This is a genomic window from Geothrix paludis (assembly GCF_022808815.1).
In the GTDB taxonomy this organism is placed as follows: Bacteria; Acidobacteriota; Holophagae; order Holophagales; family Holophagaceae; genus Geothrix; species Geothrix paludis.
Genome location: NZ_JAKZLC010000005.1, coordinates 1 through 16,992, shown reverse-complemented (window position 1 = coordinate 16,992; position 16,992 = coordinate 1). Strand labels below are relative to the sequence as shown.

15 protein-coding genes are annotated in these 16,992 nt (G+C 70.2%); 8 read left to right on the top strand and 7 right to left on the bottom strand.

Annotated features, from left to right (window positions below; all coding sequences use genetic code 11):
• Positions 1 to 7 precede the first annotated feature (7 nt).
• Both MLE64_RS12695 and MLE64_RS12690 read left to right on the top strand, forming a co-directional pair.
• Positions 8 to 895, top strand: a complete 888-nt coding sequence (locus tag MLE64_RS12695) for a 2-oxoacid:ferredoxin oxidoreductase subunit beta (RefSeq protein WP_243318149.1) — start codon at positions 8 to 10, stop codon at positions 893 to 895.
• Between the two features lie 11 nt (positions 896 to 906).
• A complete protein-coding gene (locus MLE64_RS12690; RefSeq protein ID WP_243318147.1) occupies positions 907 to 1,428 on the top strand; it encodes a ferritin-like domain-containing protein in 522 nt (173 codons plus the stop codon).
• On the opposite strand, the gene MLE64_RS12685 is transcribed toward MLE64_RS12690, so the two are convergent.
• The 5 genes from MLE64_RS12685 to MLE64_RS12665 form a co-directional block, all read right to left on the bottom strand.
• Positions 1,415 to 2,083, bottom strand: coding sequence for a c-type cytochrome (locus MLE64_RS12685; RefSeq protein WP_243318145.1), 669 nt, complete (start codon positions 2,081 to 2,083; stop codon positions 1,415 to 1,417). The genes MLE64_RS12690 and MLE64_RS12685 overlap by 14 nt on opposite strands.
• A 17-nt stretch (positions 2,084 to 2,100) precedes the next feature.
• Positions 2,101 to 3,663, bottom strand: a complete 1,563-nt coding sequence (locus tag MLE64_RS12680; protein ID WP_243318143.1) for a DHA2 family efflux MFS transporter permease subunit — start codon at positions 3,661 to 3,663, stop codon at positions 2,101 to 2,103.
• Positions 3,664 to 3,788: 125 nt separating this feature from the next.
• Complete coding sequence (locus MLE64_RS12675) at positions 3,789 to 4,901, bottom strand: HlyD family secretion protein (RefSeq protein WP_243318141.1); 1,113 nt, start codon at positions 4,899 to 4,901, stop codon at positions 3,789 to 3,791.
• 11 nt (positions 4,902 to 4,912) lie between these two features.
• Positions 4,913 to 6,322: a TolC family protein gene (locus tag MLE64_RS12670; RefSeq protein ID WP_243318139.1), complete on the bottom strand. Its 1,410-nt coding sequence runs from the start codon at positions 6,320 to 6,322 to the stop codon at positions 4,913 to 4,915.
• A gap of 38 nt (positions 6,323 to 6,360) precedes the next feature.
• Positions 6,361 to 6,843: a MarR family winged helix-turn-helix transcriptional regulator gene (locus tag MLE64_RS12665; protein ID WP_243294200.1), complete on the bottom strand. Its 483-nt coding sequence runs from the start codon at positions 6,841 to 6,843 to the stop codon at positions 6,361 to 6,363.
• 458 nt (positions 6,844 to 7,301) lie between these two features.
• Here MLE64_RS12665 and MLE64_RS12660 point away from each other — a divergent pair, with 458 nt between their 5' ends.
• The 5 genes from MLE64_RS12660 (at position 7,302) to MLE64_RS12640 (ending at position 12,396) form a co-directional block, all read left to right on the top strand.
• The gene (locus MLE64_RS12660) at positions 7,302 to 8,006 is read left to right on the top strand and encodes a nitroreductase family protein (RefSeq protein WP_243318136.1); all 705 of its coding nucleotides are present in this window, start codon (positions 7,302 to 7,304) and stop codon (positions 8,004 to 8,006) included.
• A 96-nt stretch (positions 8,007 to 8,102) separates the two neighbouring features.
• A complete protein-coding gene (locus MLE64_RS12655; RefSeq protein WP_243318134.1) occupies positions 8,103 to 9,122 on the top strand; it encodes an alpha/beta fold hydrolase in 1,020 nt (339 codons plus the stop codon).
• A gap of 56 nt (positions 9,123 to 9,178) precedes the next feature.
• Positions 9,179 to 9,646 (top strand): hypothetical protein, encoded by a 468-nt coding sequence (locus tag MLE64_RS12650; RefSeq protein WP_243318132.1) that lies wholly within the window; start codon positions 9,179 to 9,181, stop codon positions 9,644 to 9,646.
• Between the two features lie 52 nt (positions 9,647 to 9,698).
• Positions 9,699 to 10,445, top strand: a complete 747-nt coding sequence (gene fabG, locus MLE64_RS12645; protein ID WP_243318130.1) for a 3-oxoacyl-[acyl-carrier-protein] reductase — start codon at positions 9,699 to 9,701, stop codon at positions 10,443 to 10,445.
• A 7-nt stretch (positions 10,446 to 10,452) separates the two neighbouring features.
• Positions 10,453 to 12,396 (top strand): PP2C family protein-serine/threonine phosphatase, encoded by a 1,944-nt coding sequence (locus MLE64_RS12640; RefSeq protein WP_243318128.1) that lies wholly within the window; start codon positions 10,453 to 10,455, stop codon positions 12,394 to 12,396.
• A gap of 27 nt (positions 12,397 to 12,423) precedes the next feature.
• Here the strand turns inward: MLE64_RS12640 and MLE64_RS12635 are convergent, their stop codons facing one another.
• On the bottom strand, positions 12,424 to 15,198 hold the full coding sequence (locus tag MLE64_RS12635; RefSeq protein WP_243318126.1) for a protein kinase domain-containing protein: 2,775 nt from the start codon (positions 15,196 to 15,198) through the stop codon (positions 12,424 to 12,426).
• Between the two features lie 258 nt (positions 15,199 to 15,456).
• Entirely contained in the window at positions 15,457 to 16,767 is a 1,311-nt protein-coding gene (gene xseA / locus MLE64_RS12630; RefSeq protein WP_243318123.1) for an exodeoxyribonuclease VII large subunit, read from the bottom strand.
• A 35-nt stretch (positions 16,768 to 16,802) separates the two neighbouring features.
• On the opposite strand from xseA, the gene MLE64_RS12625 reads away from it, so the two are divergent.
• A partial coding sequence (locus MLE64_RS12625; protein WP_243318121.1) for a hypothetical protein occupies positions 16,803 to 16,992 on the top strand: 190 nt, incomplete at its 3' end.

Below are 16,992 nucleotides of genomic sequence, written 5' to 3'. Positions count from 1 at the left end.
GTTCACCATGAGCGCTACCATGACCACCCCCGGCGAATTCCAAGCGAAGGACTACAAGAGCGACCTGAAGCCCATCTGGTGCCCCGGATGCGGCGACTACTCCGTGGTGCAGGGCATCTACCGGGCCCTGGCCGCCGTCGGCCGCCCGCCCCATGAGGTCGCCTTCATCTCGGGCATCGGCTGCTCCAGCCGCATTCCCGGCTACACCACGGCCTACGGCTTCAACACGGTGCACGGCCGCGCCCTGCCCATCGCCCAGGGCATCAAGCTGGCCAACCCCGACCTGCTGGTGCTGGCGGCCGGCGGCGACGGCGACGGCTTCTCCATCGGCGGTGGCCACATCGCCCACCTGATCCGCCGCAACATCGACATCACCTACATCGTGATGGACAACCAGATCTACGGCCTCACCAAGGGCCAGCTCTCGCCCACCTCCCAGAAGGGCCGCACCACCTGCACCTCGCCCTACGGGAGCCTCGAGAACCCGGTGAACCCGCTCCTCTACGTGCTGGCCTACGGCGCCGGCTTCGTGGCCCAGGCCTCGCCCACGGACCTGGCGGGCATGGCGGCCACCCTCGAGGAGGCCATCCGCTACCCCGGCTTCGCCTTCGTGAACGTCCAGTCCCCCTGCGTCACCTACGGCGAGGAGGCCCAGCAGATCAAGGGCCTCAAGGCCATCAGCGAGAGCCTCTCCGCCATCGGCCACGACCCGGCGGACCGGCTGGCGGCCATGGACCTCGCCCAGCACTACGGCGAGAAGCTGCACCTGGGCGTGTTCTACAAGAATCCCGAGCCGCCTCCGACCTACGACGCCCTGATCCGCGAGCGTCAGGCCCAGCTGTCCCAGGGCGCCCTCCCCAAGGAGCGCATCCTGGATCTCTTCATCAAGAAGTGACGGGAGGCCCCATGGCCGCACGGATCGATTTCGCCAGCCTGAGCCTGATGGATGCCCTCGATCTGGCCGTCCTGATCGAGGACGAGGCCAAGGAGCGCTACGAGGAATTCGCGGCGCAGATGGACCAGCACCGGACACCGGATGCCGCCAAGTTCTTCCGCCTCATGGCGGTGAACGAGGCCAAGCACGGACAGGAGCTGGCCGATCGCCGGAGCCAGCTGTTCGGCGGCGTGACGCCCACGGTCACCCGGGCCATGGTCTTCGAGGTGGAGGCCCCTGACTACGACCAGGCCCGCGCCTTCATGAGCCCGCGCCAGGCCATGAAGGCGGCCCTGGCCTCCGAGGTCAAGGCCCACGCCTTCTTCGTGGCTGCCCTCCCCTCCCTGAAGGACGCGAAGGTCCGCGCCCTCTTCGAGGAGCTCCGCGACGAAGAGGTGCAGCACCAGGCCCTCGTCAAGGCCGAGCTGGCCAAGCTCCCCCCGGACAGCGGCCTCTCCGACGACGACTTCGTCGACGAGCCTACAGCTCAATAGACTCCTCGTCCGGCCGTCGCCAGACCTCCACCAGCACGAAGGCCGCCGCGGCCAGGTAGCTCGCGGCCAGCAGTCCCAGGGCCACCCAGGGCGCCCAGGCGGTGCCAGGGTGGCCTTGGCGCATCCACCAGAGGGTGGCGTCGAACAGCACGGCCACCGCGCAGCCCCCCATGAGGAGGTGGCGGCCCGGCCACCTCAGCCGCCGCAGGTAGAGGACCGCCACCGCCAGGAACACCAGGGGGAAGGCGGCGAGATGGAGGCCCCGGGCGCCGATCGTGGCGTAGAGGCCCTCGGAGGTTTCCTCCAGGGCCAGGGGCCGCAGATCCTCGTAGCTCGTGAGGCGCGGATACTGGCCGCCGTCGCCGTGGCAGCTGGCGCAGTTGTTGGCGATGATGGCCTCCACGGGCGCGAAGCTTTCCCGGGTGGCGCCGCCCTGCACCCAGGTCCGGAAGACCGCGACCTGGGCGGGGTTGGTGTTGGGCGCCATGACGCCTTCCAGCACGGTGATCAGGCGGGATCGGGCCGGCGGCGCGGCTGCCGCCGGGCGCTCCTGTCGCGCGGCGAAGGCCAGGCCGCCCGCGAGGAAGGCCCCCAGGGCCAGGACCACGAAGGTGGCGAAGGCGCGTTCGGAGGAGGGCAGGGTTCGAAGCGACATCCGCCCATGGTATCCGCTCACTCCAGCGGCATGTCGCCGGTGGCGAGGCTCCGCCGCATGAGGAAGAGCAGGGGGAAGAGGCAGAAGCAGAGGATGCCCATGAACCAGAAGGTGTCCGCGAAGGCCATCATGGTGGACTGCTTCACCACGGTGCCATAGGCGGCGCCCTGGGCCATGTGGGCCGCGTCGGTCGGCGACAGCCCCCCGCGCAGGACGCCCAGCTGGGCGGTGCGGTCCAGGAAGCCCTGGTAGGCCGGGTTCCCGGGCGACAGGTGGCCGATGAGGTTCGCCTGATGCACCTGGGATCGGCGGGCCAGCATGGTGGTGGCCAGGGCGATGCCCGTGCTGCCGCCAATGTTGCGCACCAGGTTCATGAGGCCCGTGGCGTAGGCCGTCTTCTCATGCGGGATGTGCTGGAAGGCGGAGACGTTGATGGGGATGAAGAGGAAGGCGAAGCCGAGGCTCTGCACCACGCGCGACCACATGGCCGTGCGGAAGTCCACCTGGAGGTTGAAGCCCGCCATCTGGATGAGGCCCAGGCCGCAGGTGAAGAACCCGATGCCGATGAGCCAGCGGGTGTCCACCTTCTTCAGCAGCATGGCTACCACCGGCATCATCAGCATGATGGCCAGGCCGCCGGGGCTCAGCACCCAGCCGCTCAGCAGGGCCGTGTAGCCCAGCAGGGTCTGGAGGAAGATGGGCAGCAGGGCCAGGCTGCCGTAGAGCACGAAGCCCAGCACGAAGAGCATGAGGATGGACACGGCGAACGTGCGGTCCTTCATCAGCCGGAAGTCCACGATGGGCCGCGTCTTGCGCAGCTCGTAGAGGACGGCGAACACCAGGGCCACCGCGGCGATGATGGCGAAGAAGACGATGAAGTTCGAGGAGAACCAGTCCTTGCGCTGGCCCTCGTCCAGCACGATCTCCAGCGAGGCCAGGCCCAGGGTGAGGACGCCGATGCCGAAGTAGTCGAACTTCGCGCCCTCCTTGAGCGAGATGCGGTGGAAGGTCGGGGGATCCTGCACCAGGGCGCTGGTGAGCGTGAAGGACAGGAAGCCCACGGGGATGTTGATGAGGAAAATCCAGTGCCAGCTGAAGTTGTCGGTGATCCAGCCGCCCAGCACCGGCCCGATGATGGGCGCCAGCACCACGCCCATGCCGTAGACGGCCATGGCCGCGCCGCGCTTCTCGTGGGGGAAGGTCTCCACGAGGATGGCCTGGGAGATGGGCTGCAGGCCGCCGCCGCCGAGGCCCTGGAGCACCCGGAAGAAGATGAGCCAGCCCAGCGAGGGCGCGATGCCGCAGAGCAGCGAGGCTACGGTGAAGGTGGTCACGCAGGTGAGGTAGAACCGCTTGCGGCCCATGAGGCTGGAGAAGTAGCCGCCCAGGGGCAGCACCACGGCGTTGGCCACCAGGTACGAGGTCAGCACCCAGGTGGTCTCCTCCACCGTGGCCGACAGGTCCCCCGCGATATGCGGGAGCGCCACGTTCGCCACGCTGGTGTCGAGGACCTCCATGAAGGTCGCGATCATCACCGTGAGGGCGATGATCCAGGGGTTGATGCGGCGGTGTCCGGTCATTCGGATCTACTCAACGATGGTGAAGCATCAAGTCAAAGGGAGAGAGAAAACGCCAACCGCGGAGAACGCCGAGAATGCGGAGACAACAGGGCATTCCTCTGCGTTCTCGGTGGTGAGATGGCTTTTTATTTCACGATCACCGTGGCCTCGACATTCATGCCGGGGCGCAGGACGACCTTCTGGGCTTCGGACTCGTCGATGTGGATCTTCACGGGGATGCGCTGGACGACCTTCACGAAGTTGCCCACGGCGTTCTCGGGGGGCAGCAGGCTCATGCGCGAGCCGGTGGAGCCGGCGATGGAATCCACGTGGCCCTTGAGCACCACGCCGTTCATGTCCACCTTGACCTCGGCCTCCTGGCCGGGCTTCATCTTCGCGAGCTGGGTCTCCTTGAAGTTGGCCGTCACCCAGGTCTGATGCAGCGGGATCAGCGTCATCAGGCCCTGGCCCGGCTGGATGGTCTGTCCGGCCTCCACGAACTTGCGGGTCACCACGCCGTCCACCGGCGCGAGGATCTTCGTGTAGCCGAGCTGCAGCTCCAGTCCCTCCTGGCTGGCGCGGGCCTGCTCCACCTGGGCCTGGGCCGAGGCCAGGCGGGCCTCGGCGGCGCCCACGGCCACGCGGCGGATGTCCGCCTCGCGCTGCAGGGAGCCTAGCTTCTGCTGGGCGGCGCGCCAGTCGCCGTCGGCCACCTCGGCCTGGGTGCGGATGCCGTCGAACTGCTGGGCGGAGATCTCCTCGCGTTCCGCCAGGGGCTTCATGCGCTGGACGTCCATCTTCGCCTTGTCGAGACTGGCCTTCTTGGAATCCAGGTTGGCCTTGGCCGTCTCCAGGTCCGAGCCCTTGGCCTGCTGGAAGGCCACCTGGGCCCGCTCCAGATCGGCCCTGGCGCCTTCGACCTGGGCCTTGGCCTGGGCCAGCGCGGCCCTGGCCTGGTCGAGCCGGGCCTGGATGTCGCGGGGGTCCACGGCCACCAGGGGGTCGCCGGCCTTCACGGCCTGGTTGTCCTCCACCAGCACCTTGTCCACGGTGCCGTAGACGCGGCAGGAGACCGGCACCAGGTGGCCGTCCACCTGCGCGTCGTCGGTGCTCATGCGGTTGCGGGAGTAGAGCCACAGCCCGCCGCCGACGAGGAGCACGATGGGCGTGCCGATGAAGAGGGCCCGCATGGCCTTGGAGATGCCGGCGGCAGCGGCGCCGCTGGGGGTTTCCGTCACGGGGGAAGCATCTTGGTTCATGGGTGTCTCCATCAGCGGGCGAAGGTCTGCTCAAGCTGGCCGGTGGCGCGGGCCAGGTCCACGCGGGACTGGTTGAGGCGGTAGAGGGCGTTGATCTGGTTGTCGTTCGCGCGGGCCAGCTCGTCCTGGGCGTTGATCACTTCGATGTTGTTGCTCACGCCGGCCTCGAAGCGGTGCCGGGCCTGGGTGAGGGCCTCGGTGGAGAGACTCACGGCGAGGTTGGCGACCTCCACCTCGTGGGTCGCGGCCTCCAGCTCGGCCTGCGCCACCTGGACTTCGTATCCCACCTGGGCGCGCACCTCGCGGCGGGCTTCCTGCACGCGGGCCTGCTCGGACTTGGCGCGGGACACATGGGAGGACACCAGGCCGCCCGTGAAGAGTGGCACCCGGAGGCCCAGTGAGATCTGATAGGTGTGGGCCCAGGATTCAGACTGGAGACTCGTGGTGCCGTAAGTCCCGCTGGCCACGAGGGTGGGCAGGCGCAGGCCCTGGGCGGCCTGGCGCAGGTTCTCGGCGGCTTTTTCGCGGGCATCGAGGGCCGCGAGCTCCGGGCGCTGGGTCAGGCCGGCCTGGTAGGCCGCCTCGAAGCCGCCCGTGGGCAGGGCGGGTGCCGAGAGGGTGTCGGCCAGCTCGATACGGGTTCCGGGTTTCAGGTCCAGCAGCCGGCCCAGGCCGGCCAGGGCGGTGGTGCGCTGGGTCTGGGCCTGGATGAGGCGCTGGCGCTCGGTCTGCAATTGCACCTGGGACCGCAGCGTGTCGAGCTTGGTGCCCACACCCTGCTTCTGCTGGTTCTCGGCCAGCTTGGCCAGGGCTTCCGCCAGTTCCACGCGCGATTCCCCCGCCTTCACGGAGGCGGCGGCGCGGAGCGCGTGCAGGTACTGGCCCACCACCAGGGCGGCGATCTCCTCGCGCACGGTGCGGCCCTGGGCGCGGGCGGCGTCCTCCGCATGGCGGGAGGCCCGCCACTTCTTCCAGAGGCTGAGGTCGAACAGGGAGACCTGGGCCTCCACGCCCACCTGGCCCCAGTTGAAGGGACCCACCACTTCGGGCCCGCCGGGCTGCGGAATGCCCATCAGCGCGTCCAGGTTGTACTTGTTACGCTGGCCGAAGGCCTGGGCGCTCACCTGGGGCATGAGGGCCGCGGCGGCGGCCCGGCGGTCATCTCCGCTTTCGGCGATGGTCAGGAGCGACTGCTGCAGCCGCGGATTCTGCTCCAGGGCGGTCTTGAGGGCCTGGGCCAGCGTGAGCTGCACGGCGGGGTAGGCGTTGACAGCCGCGGCCGTGGCGGAGGTGGCGGAAGGAGGAACCTGGGCCCAGGCGGCGCCCGCGGTCAGCAGGGCGAGGGAGAGCGCTCGACCCCGGCCGGGGACACGAGGGGCGCCAAAGGCCCGGGAGCGGGCCCGGGAACTGGTGCGGGACATGCGAACCTCCATCTGTCTCGAAACATCGCGTGGGTCGGTCATGAAGGCAGCTCGCTGTTGGCCCGGATCCGGTTCAGGAATCCCTTGAGCTGGTCCAGCTCCTCCCGGGAGAAGCCCTTCAGGTGCGCGTTCAGCACCTTGATGGCCACCGGGGGCAGGTGGGGCAGCAGGTCGTGGCCCGCTTCCGTCAGCTCGAGGAGGGTGATGCGCCGGTCCTTGCTGCTGGGCACCCGGCGGATGAGGCCCTTCTCCTCCAGGCGGTCCAGCATGCGGGTCATGGAGCCGGTGTCGCAGTGGCCGAAGCGGCAGAGCTCGGCGGCCGTGGACGCGCAGCCCCGGGCGATGCGCATGAGGATGACCCACTGGGCTCCGGTGATGCCCATGCCCTGGCTGGCCATCTCCTCGTCGAAGCCGGTGAGGATCCGCCGCGAGACGTCCGCGATCAGGCGCCCCAGGCTTTCCTCCGGCTGGTAGTTCTCGGGGGTGTACAGCGGCTCGGTCTTCTCGGGTTCGACAGGCATGGCGATGTCCTGATTGGGTGCCTAAGCAATTACTGCCAGAGCAGCAATCTTGGAGACCTCGCGAGCTTCCGTCAACCGCCCTGGCCGCCCGCGGGCCTCTCGAAGGAAGGTGGTCTAGATTGGAAAGTTCTGTTTTTGTGTCTTGTTATCAATTGAGTAATGGTTAAAAACAGGCTCAAAAAAATAACGAAATTCGGTTTTTGGCGAGCTTCAGCCAACAAAGATGTCCACGAAGAGCACGAAAGCACCCTGCGGGTGCACGAAGGGCACGAATGGAACTCGCCCCATCGCGGGCATCCCTTCGTGGCCTTTCCTTTCTCCATTCGTGTTCTTCGTGGAGGGTTTTGAATCCTTTGATTAGGCTGAGGCTCGCCATCACCGAGTGACGGAAAACGAACCTCGTCCTCCCCATTCCCCACCCGCCGAGAGGACAATGGAGGCCTTCGCAGGAGGTCGCCATGGTTCGCGCACCCTTGCTCAAACGGATCCTGCCTGCCGCCCTGGTCGGCGCCCTGCTTGGCGGCGGTCCCCTCAACCCACAAGCCACGCCAGCGCCCGGTCCCGGCGGGCTCCTGGCGCTGCCCCCGCCCGTGGCGGGCACCGTCCCGCTGGACGCCGCCCTCCGGGAACGACGCACCACACGTGCACTGGCGGGTCCGGCCCTCTCCCTGGCGGAGGCCTCCCAGCTGGCCTGGAGCGCCCAGGGCGAGAACCGCCCGGGGCGGCGCACGGTGCCGAGCGCCCATGCGAGCTATCCGCTGGGCCTGTACCTCGTCACCGAGGGAAGCCCCACCTTGGGAGCCGGCACCTACCGCTATCAGCCGGGCGCGCATGGGTTCATGAGCTCAGGGCCCAAGGGCGTGGCGGCCCTACTCGGCCCCATCCGCGCCATGCAGCCCTGGATCGTCAGGGCGCCCGCGGTCTTCGTGGTCACGGGAAAGCCCCTGAAGATCTCCTCGCGCGAGCCGGCGCCCAGGATGGACTACACCTTCTGGGAGGCGGGCGCGGCGTCCCAGGCCCTGCTGCTGCAGGCCGCGGCCCTCGGCCTCGGGGCCGGCGTGGCTTCCGGGGTGGACCTGGCCTCGGTGGGCGCGGCTATGGGCCTGGGCCCGGAGGAGAAGGTGCTCGTCCTGCTGCCGGTGGGGCGCCTGAAAGGGAAGTGATCCCCAGCGAACCTTCATCCCCGCGGGCCCATTGAAGGAATGGGCCCACGCTTCGTCTACCCTGGACCGAGGGGCGCCCGCGACCCTGGAGACCTCATGAACCCTGCCTGGCCCTGCCTTCCCCTCACGGCGCTCGCGGCGTTCTCCCAGGCGGTCCCGGCTCCCGCCCCAGCACCAGTTCCAGTTCCTGTCCCAGCGGATCGCGAGATCACCTTCCCCGGCTTCAACGCCTTCCCCCTGAAGGGCAGCGTCAGGGCCGGTGGGGCGCACCGCTACTTCGCGGTGATGGTGGCCGGCTCCGGGCCCACGGACCGCGACTGGTCCAATCCCCTGATCCCCGTGCCCAGCCATGGCGGCCGCGACCTCGCGGCCTGGCTGCAGGGGCAGGGCATCGGCTCCCTGCGCTACGACAAGCGGTTCATCGGCTCGAAGGATCCGAAGCTCGACATCTCCCTGGACGCCCAGGTGGGAGACCTCAGGGCCGCCCTGCAGGCCGCCCGCGCGCTGCCGGAAGCGAGGGGGAAGAAGCTCCTGCTGGTGGGCCACAGCGAAGGGGCGCTGCTCGCCCTGCTGACGGGCGGGGAGGCGGACGCCGCCCTGCTGCTGGCCATGCCCGGCCTCAGCATGGGGCGCGTGATCCTGGCCCAGGTCAAGGCGCAGCTGGACGCCGCCGGGGCGCCCGCGGAGGTGGCCCAGGCGAACCTCGGCTACCTGGAGGTGGCGGAGGCCTCGATCCGCCAGGACAAGCCCCTGCCCGAGGCGGGCCCCCAGGTCGCTCCGGGCGTCCTGCGCCTGGCCCGGGTGCTGGCCCAGCCGGAAAGCCGGGGCTTCGTCCGCGACACCCTCGACCTGGATCCCTGGGCCCTGGCCCAGCGCCTGCCCGTGCCCTGCGCCGTGGCTTGGGGCGACCGCGACGTGCAAACCTGGCGGCCTGACGCCGTGCCGCCGGGCTTCAAGGGCACGGTCATCGAGCTGCCGGAGGCGAACCACCTGCTGAAGCGCGAGACCCGCCCCCGAGCCTCGCTCGATGGCCGGTCGGCCGCCTCCGCCTACGGGGACGGCACGCCCCTGGCAGACCTGGGGCCGGTGGCCCGCTGGTTGGAGGGACTGAAATAGCCTTGGAACGGAGCTGGAAGTCGCTTCATCATAGGAAAAGATCTCCGAGGTTTTCCATGTTTCCTATCCGGCTCCTTTCGCTGGTGATCGTCCTGTCCGCGGCCCGGGCCGCCTTCGCCACCGAGTCGTGGGACGCCGCCGCATCGCGGCTCCAGGCCCATGTGGACGCCCGGCAGGGCCAGGGCGCCGTGGTGCAGGTCGAGCGGCTGGATGCCCAGACGGTGCGGGTCCGCCTCAAGACCCTCTGGCCCCGGTTCATGCGCGCCAGCCTCCAGGGCGCGGGGGGCCGGCCGGGCCACCGCCTCTGCCAGATGGAGGGCCGGGGCGGCGAGACGCTCGAGGGCACCACGCGGATCGAACCCGGGACCACCCGCCTGGAGGTGCGCCTCCATGGTTCCGACTTCAACCCCAAGATCATGCTGAAGCTCCCGGAGACGGGCCAGAGCGAGGTGGGAGTGGTGCTCGTGACGGCCAGCCCCGAGGCCAACACTGGGGCCAGCTTCGAGGCCAGTCCGGAGGCCTGAACGTCCGGGATGCCGCGCGGCTAGACTGGACCTTCATCCGTTCGGAGGTCCCATGTTCAGCCTTCAGGGCAAGGTCGCCCTCGTCACCGGTGCCAGCCAGGGCATCGGCGAAGCCATCGCGAAGCGCCTCGCCGCCCAGGGCGCCACGGTGGTGTGTGCGGCGCGCACGCTGAGGAAGCTCCAGGAAGTGGCGGACGCCATCACTGCCGCGGGCGGCAAGGCCGATGTGGTGGTGGCCGACCTCTCGGACGGCACCTCCGTGCGTGCCGCGGTCGCCACGACGGTGGAGCGGCACGGCGCCATCCACATCCTGGTGAACAACGCCGGCATCACCCGCGACAAGCTGCTCATCCAGATGAAGGAGGAGGACTGGGACGCGGTGATCGACACCAACCTCAAGGGCGCCTGGACCGCCATCCAGGCCGCCACCAAGCCCATGATGAAGCAGCGCTGGGGCCGCATCATCAACATCGCCTCCGTGGTGGGCCAGATGGGCAACCCGGGCCAGGCGAACTACGTGGCCGCCAAGGCGGGCCTCATCGGCCTCACCAAGTCCGTGGCCCGGGAGCTGGCCAGCCGCAACGTGACGGCGAACGCCGTGACGCCCGGCTACATCGAGACCGCCATGACCGCGGGCCTGCCCGACGAGGTGAAGGCCGAGTTCACCAAGCAGATCCCCCTGGGCCGCATGGGCACCGCCGACGACATCGCCGCTTCTGTGGCCTTTCTCGCCAGCGACGAGGCGGGCTACATCACGGGCCAGGTCCTCAGCGTGAACGGCGGGATGCTGATGGCCTGAGGCCGCCATGCTCCAGCGCGCCAGGGACCTGATACGCCGCGGCTGGGCCGCCTTCCGATTCCGCCGCCACTGGCCCTGGGTGCTGGTGGTCCTCGGGCTGCCCCTGGCCCTGAAGCCCGTGGACTCGGGTTGCGCGGCCTTCCTGGCCTGGATCGGGGCCCTGGTCCTGCTGGGCCGGGCCCTGCGCTGGATCTGGGACCGGCTGCTGTTCCGGGTCTCCCGGCGGCTCTGGGTGATCCTCGCGCTCATGTCCGTGCTCCCCGTCGTGGCCATGGCCGTGATGCTCATGGCCCTGGGCTGGCTGGGCCTCGGCGCGCAGGTGAGCCGCTCCACCCAGCAGACCCTGGCGGCTTGGGAGGAGGCCCTGCGGAGCGCCAACGGCGAAGCCTCCGACGCGGCGGCCCTCCAGGCCCTCCGAACCTACGGCGGCGCCTGGGTGGAGCACGTGCGCCAGTTGCCCGAGGGCGTGGATGCCGCCTTCGTGGGCATGGTCTGGGCGGACAGCCACGATGCGAAAGATGGCGCGGATGCCGAAGCGGGCCGGAAGGACACCTACCTGCGGGCCGTGCGCAAGGAGGCGGGCGGCTACCGCATCCTGTCGCTCAACCTGGGCGTGCTGGGCGACCGGGCCCAGGCCTTGGCGGGGGGCCAGGTGGTGTTCCAGCTCACCCCCCGGCGGGAAGGCCGGGCGCGCGACGAGAAGCTGCAGATCAAGGCCGGCGGCCGGCGGAGGGACACAGAGGCGCCCATCCTCGTGGGCCAGCGGGAGACCCTCGCAAGCTGGACCAAGGGCCAGGCGCTCCAGGGCTCCGGGCTGTTCGCCCCGTTCAACCTACCGCCCCTGGCCTTCCCCATCGTGGACTGGGCCACGGGCCGGTCCATGGTGCTGACCGCCACGCCGGAGACCAACCTCTACGCCCTGTTCGCCGGCTTCCGCTCCGGCGACCGGCAGGCGCTGTCCGAGGGCACCGTGAAGGCCATCGTCGTGGTCTCCCTGGTGCTGCTGGCCCTGCTCATGGCCCAGGCGGTGGCGGCGATCCTCGGGCTGGTGCTGGCCTGGTCCCTGGGCCGCGCGGTGAACGATCTGCATGGCGGCGTGAAGCGCCTCAGCCTCGGGGATTTCTCCACCCGCATCCGGCCCCGGGGCCGCGACCAGGTGGCCCAACTCTCCGCCGCCTTCAACGAGATGGCGGGCCGCCTCCAGGCCGCCGCCACGGAGCGGGACGAGCGCCTGCGCATGGAGGAGGAGCTGCGCGTGGCCCGCGAGGTCCAGATGCGGCTGCTGCCGGACCTGGAGGCCCTGCGGATGCCCTCGGTACGGGCCGCCATCCTGCCCGCCCTCGAGGTGGCGGGGGACTACTACGACCTGTTCCCCCTGCCGGACGGCAGCCTGGCCTTCCTCATCCTCGACGTGAGCGGCAAGGGCACCAGCGCCGCCTTCTACGCGGCCGAGACGAAGGGCGTGCTGTCCGCCCTGGACAAGCAGGCCCTGGGCCCGCTGGAGGTGGCCGACCGCCTGAACGCCATCTGGTGCCAGGGTCACGACCGGCGTCTCTTCCTCACCCTGGCCTACGGCACCTTCCACCCCCGCACGGGCCAGTACCAGTTCGTGCGGGCGGGCCATCCCCCGGCCTTCCTGCGCGGCGCGGACGGCCGCGTGGCGCGCCTCCAACCCAAGGGGCTGGGCGTGGGCCTCAGCGCCACCCGGTTCATGGCCTCGCTGGAGCTGTGCGAAGGCGTCCTGGAACCCGGCGACAGCCTGATCTTCCACACGGACGGCCTGTCGGAGGCCCAGGCTCCGGACGCCTCGTTCTACAGCGAGGACCGCCTGGAAGCCCTGCTGGCCGGCCCTTCCGAGGACCTGCAAGCCACCATCCTGGCGGACGTGATGGCCTTCACCCAGGGGCGGCCCCTGGCGGACGACCTCACGCTGCTGATCCTCAAGCGCTGACCAGCCTCAAATACGGATCAGAACGGTTCAGCCCTGGGCCGCCGCCTTCAGCTCCCGCACGATCTCCGGGGCCTGGACGCGGGCCCCACCGAGGGCCTTCGCGAACAGCAGCTTCGCCTCGTCCAGCCGCCCCTCGGCGCGGGCCAGCCAGGCCTGGGCCCGGAGGATGTAGGGCGTCTCCTCGGTGGAGAGGCCGCGGCTCCGGTCCAGCAGGGCGCGGGCCATGCCACGCCGGCCCTCGCGGGCCATGCATTCCGCCTCCGCCGCCAGGCAGTGCGTCTCCATCAGCGTGTCCGCCAGCTCCTCATGGAGGGCCAGGGACTGCCGGTAGAACGTGCGCGCCGCGTCGTAGCGCCCGGCATCGCGGTTGATCTCGCCCAGGTTGTAGAAGGCCGTGGCCTCCATGGGCTTGAGCTGGGTCTTCCGGGCCTGCTCGAGGCACTGGCGCTCCAGGATCTCCGCATGGTCCAGGTCGCCCCGCGCCTGGGCCACGCTGGCCAGGCCCATGAGGGAGTAGACCAGGCCGTTGTCGTCGCCGATGGACTGGCGCAGCGCCTGGGCCTTGCGGAAGAAGGCCTCCGCGCGGTCCAGGCCGCCCTCCTGGGCGAGGGCGAGATCGCCCAGGTTGTTGGTGATGAAGGACTCGCCCCAGCGGTCGCCGTAGGCCTGCACGGTCTGGAGGGCGCTCTGGTAGCGGGCCTCCGCATCCTTCAGGTGGCCGCGCTCCTTCTCCATCACCGCCAGGTTGTTGAGCGACCGGGTGGCGTTCAGCTTGTCGCCCACCTGCTGGTACAGGGCCAGGGCCTTCTGGTATTCGACCTCGGCCTCCGCGGACTTGTGCTGGCGCTGGAGGTTCACGCCGAGGGTGGCGTGGATGCCGGCTTCGAAACCCAGCTCCCCCATGGCCTGGGCCAGGTCCAGGGCCTGCTGCCCGGCGAGGTCGGCCGCCTCCCACTGGCCCCGGTCGCCGTAGCGGATGGCGAGATGGTGGAGGGCTCTCATCTCGTGCACCCGGTCGCCCTGGGCCCGGGCGGACCAGCGCGCCCAGTGGAACACGGGCTCCGGGGGCGCGTCCGCCATGCGGCTGAGGCACTGGGCGTATCCCAGCACGGCCGGCGTGAAGCCGGAGGACTTCAGGACGGCGGCCTGGAAGGCCGGTGCCGCCTCCCGGAAGGCGCCCTTGTCCATCAGCTCCACGCCCCGGGTGTAGGCTTCCAGGGCCCCGTCTTTCAGGTTGGGCAGCAGGAGCTTGGGAGTCGAGGAGAAGGGGTCCACGGCCTTCACGAGATCCAGGACGACCCGGCGGGCCAGCGGCACCGGGGTCGCCGACGGAGAGCCCTTCTCGGAGACGGTGCCCGCCCGGCGCACCTTCCCTTCGGCGTCGCGCAGCTCATAGGCCAGCACCAGGGCGCCGCCATCACCCCGGGAGAGGGTGCCCCGCAGGATGAGCCGGGCGCCGAGGGCCGCGGCGAGGCTGGCCTCCTCGTTGGGTCCGAGCGGTCCCTTGGGCGACAGGTGCAGGGCCACGCGAGCCCGGGCCAGGTGGCTCACGTCGATGGGTGTCAGCCGGGGCAGGTCGTGGAGGGAACCTTCGATCAGCTCGGGGAGCACCGTCTGCACCAGGGAGTCGAGGCGGGGATCCCCCGTGGCATTGGTGAACGGCAGGACCGCCAGCCGCGCCGGGCGCTGGCGGGTGAGGTCGGCGATGATCCCCCGGGAAGTGAACCAGTTGAAACCCAGCGCCAGCACCAGGGCGCCGAAGATGGAGGCGGCGGCCCAGCGCAGGGCGCTTCGGGGCCGGAGCAGATGGTCGAGGCGCCGGGCCACCTGGGCGGCGGTGGGGCGCTTGAAGGGGTGGGCCTCCAGCATGGAGAAGAGCAGGTCCGACACCCCCGAAGGCAGGCCGCGGACCTTCAGCTCCCGGTGGCTGCCCTGCACGATGGCGACCATCCGCGCGCGCCCCTCGCCGGGAAAGGGATGGTCCCCCGACAGCAGCTCCCAGGCGAGGATGCCGAGGGAGAACACGTCGCTGGAGGAGCCCGCCGCCTGGCCCTGGATCTGCTCGGGGGATGCGTAGCTGGGGCTCCCCATGAAGGTTCCCGCCTGGGTGAGCTTGTCCCAGGTGCGGCCGCCGGAGGGCTCTTCGCCCACAGCCTCCTCCTTGGCCCGCCCCGCCTCCTCCACCGCCATGAGGGCCCCCAGGTGCGGCACCCCCGAGGGCGTGGCGACGCGGGGGTAGTCCCCGGTAATGGGCTTTACGGCGTCCGCCAGCTTCGCCAGGCCGAAGTCGAGGACCTTCACCTGGAGCTTCCGCCCTGCATGGCCATGGCCCTGGGTCACCATGATGTTCCCGGGCTTCAGGTCGCGGTGGATGATCCCCTTCGCGTGCGCCGCTTCCAGAGCGCGGGCCACGCCGCTGACGATCTGGAGCTTCTCCCGCACGTCGAGTTCCGGAGCCACCTGGTCCAGGGTCCGCCCCTCGATGAGCTCCATGGCGATGTAGGTGCCGTTGGCGTTCTCCATCCAGTCGTGCACCTGGCACACGTTCGGGTGGTTGAGCTGAGCCAGGGCCAGGGCCTCGCGGCGGAAGCGCTCCGGCGCCGTGGCCTCGCGGTCCGGACCCGTCCGGAGGGCCTTGAGCGCCACGCTGCGCTCCAGGGTGGGATCCCAGACGCGGTACACCTCGCCCATGCCTCCGGTGCCCAGGAGGGACTCCACGCGGAAGCGGCCCACCATGGTGCCGGGCTGCAGAATCCGCCTCTTGGAAGAGGGAGCGGACTCGGCATCGATTTCATTGGACATTTGAGCACCAGTGATTTTTTTTTACGTTATCACGCGACGCGGCCCGAGGCGCATATAAGGTGGTCTCCATTTACCGGCTTATCGGCGCCTCAGCCAGAAAAGCAGGGACACGGAAGGCACAGAAGCGCCCGTTGGGCGCACACGGAGGCCCGGATGTCCTGGCCCCAGGAAGCTGGGCCAGCCTTCGTGACCTTTACGTTCTTCTTCGTGCCCTTCGTGGAGATCTTTTCCTGGCCGAACTCCGCCGAATCCAGCCGCCTAGTCCAGCCGCGCCTTCCGCTCGCCGTCGCGCCAGCGCAGGCGGAGGCCAGCGCCCGCAGGCAGGGCCCGGGCCGTGGTCACCGGACGCCCCTCGGCGTCCAGGGCCAAGACGAAGCCTCGCTGGAGGGGCCCGGCGGGGTCCAGGCCCCGCAGCCGCTCCGCCAGCACGGCCAGGCGCTGGTCCCGGCGCTGGCAGGCGCTCAGGACGGCCGGCACCAGGCGGCGCCGGGCCTCGTGCACCCGGGGCAGGTCCAGCTCGCCCGCGGCGCGGCCCGCCGCCTGGCCCAGGCGATGCCGCAGGAGGGACAGCCGCGCGCCGGCGGCGTCCAGCCCACGGCTGGGGTGGGCCAGGGCCAGCCGCTGGCCCAGGGCGGTCAGGCGCGTTCCGCCCGTGGCCAGCGGTTCCGCCCGTTGCAGGCCGTGGTCCACCAGCAGGTTCAGCGTGGTCTCCAGGCCCCGCAGGCGCCAGGCGGTCCTGGCGGCCAGGGCCTCCTCCCGGCGGCGCAGCTCCGCGCCCAGGGCCGCGCGATCCGGCGTGGCCAGCTCCGCGGCCTGGCTGGGCGTGGCGGCGCGGCGGTCCGAGGCCAGGTCCACCAGCGTGGTGTCGATCTCGTGGCCCACGCCGGTGATGACGGGGATGCGGCAATCGGCCACGGCCCGCACCAGCTCCGGATCGTTGAAGGCCCAGAGGTCCTCCAGGCTGCCGCCGCCCCGCACCAGCAGCAGGGCCTCGCAGCCCCAGTGGGGATCCTGAAGCTCCTGGATCGCCAGCAGGATCTCGGGCACGCAGCGCTCGCCCTGGGCCGCCGCCGGGGCGATGAGCAGGTGGATGCCCGGGGCGCGGCGGCTCGTCACCTCCAGCACATCGCGCAGGGCCGCGCCGCCCAGGGCCGCCACGATGCCGAGCTTCTTGGGGAAGCGGGGCAGGGGCCGCTTGGGCCGGTCAAAGAGTCCCTGGGCGCGGAGATCGGCCTCCAGCGCCCGCAGCCGCGCCTGCAGGTCACCCACGCCCGCGGGCTCGCAGTGCGTGACCGCCAGCGTGATCGTGCCGCCCGCCACGTAGAGGTTGAGGCTGCCCTTGAGCACCACCCGCTGCCCGTCCGCCGGCCTGTGCTGGAGGAACCGCTGCTGGCTGGCCCACACCGCGCAGGAAAGCGCCGCGCCTTCTTCCTTCAGCGTGAAGTACCAGTGCTTCCCCGACCCCCGGAAGTTCGACACCTCTCCCACCACGCAAACCGCCGCGAACGGCGGCTCTAGCCGGGCCTTGACCTGCTCCAGCAGGCGCTTGACGGAGAGAGGGGCGTCCATCCCGGCATGATCGCATGGGAAGCGTTTAGCCACCGATGGGCCCCGATCCGACCAAACCTTCCATGGACTTACCTCGGTGGTTCCTGAGTTGGTTCGCCGTGGCGCGGAACGATGAACTGAATGTATTTGCCACCGATTTCAGTGATTTCAGTGATGCCTGCCCCGAGGCAGCATGGGCTCATGGGGGGCGGCAGGGCCGCGCCTTTTTGGGAGCGCGGCCCTGCC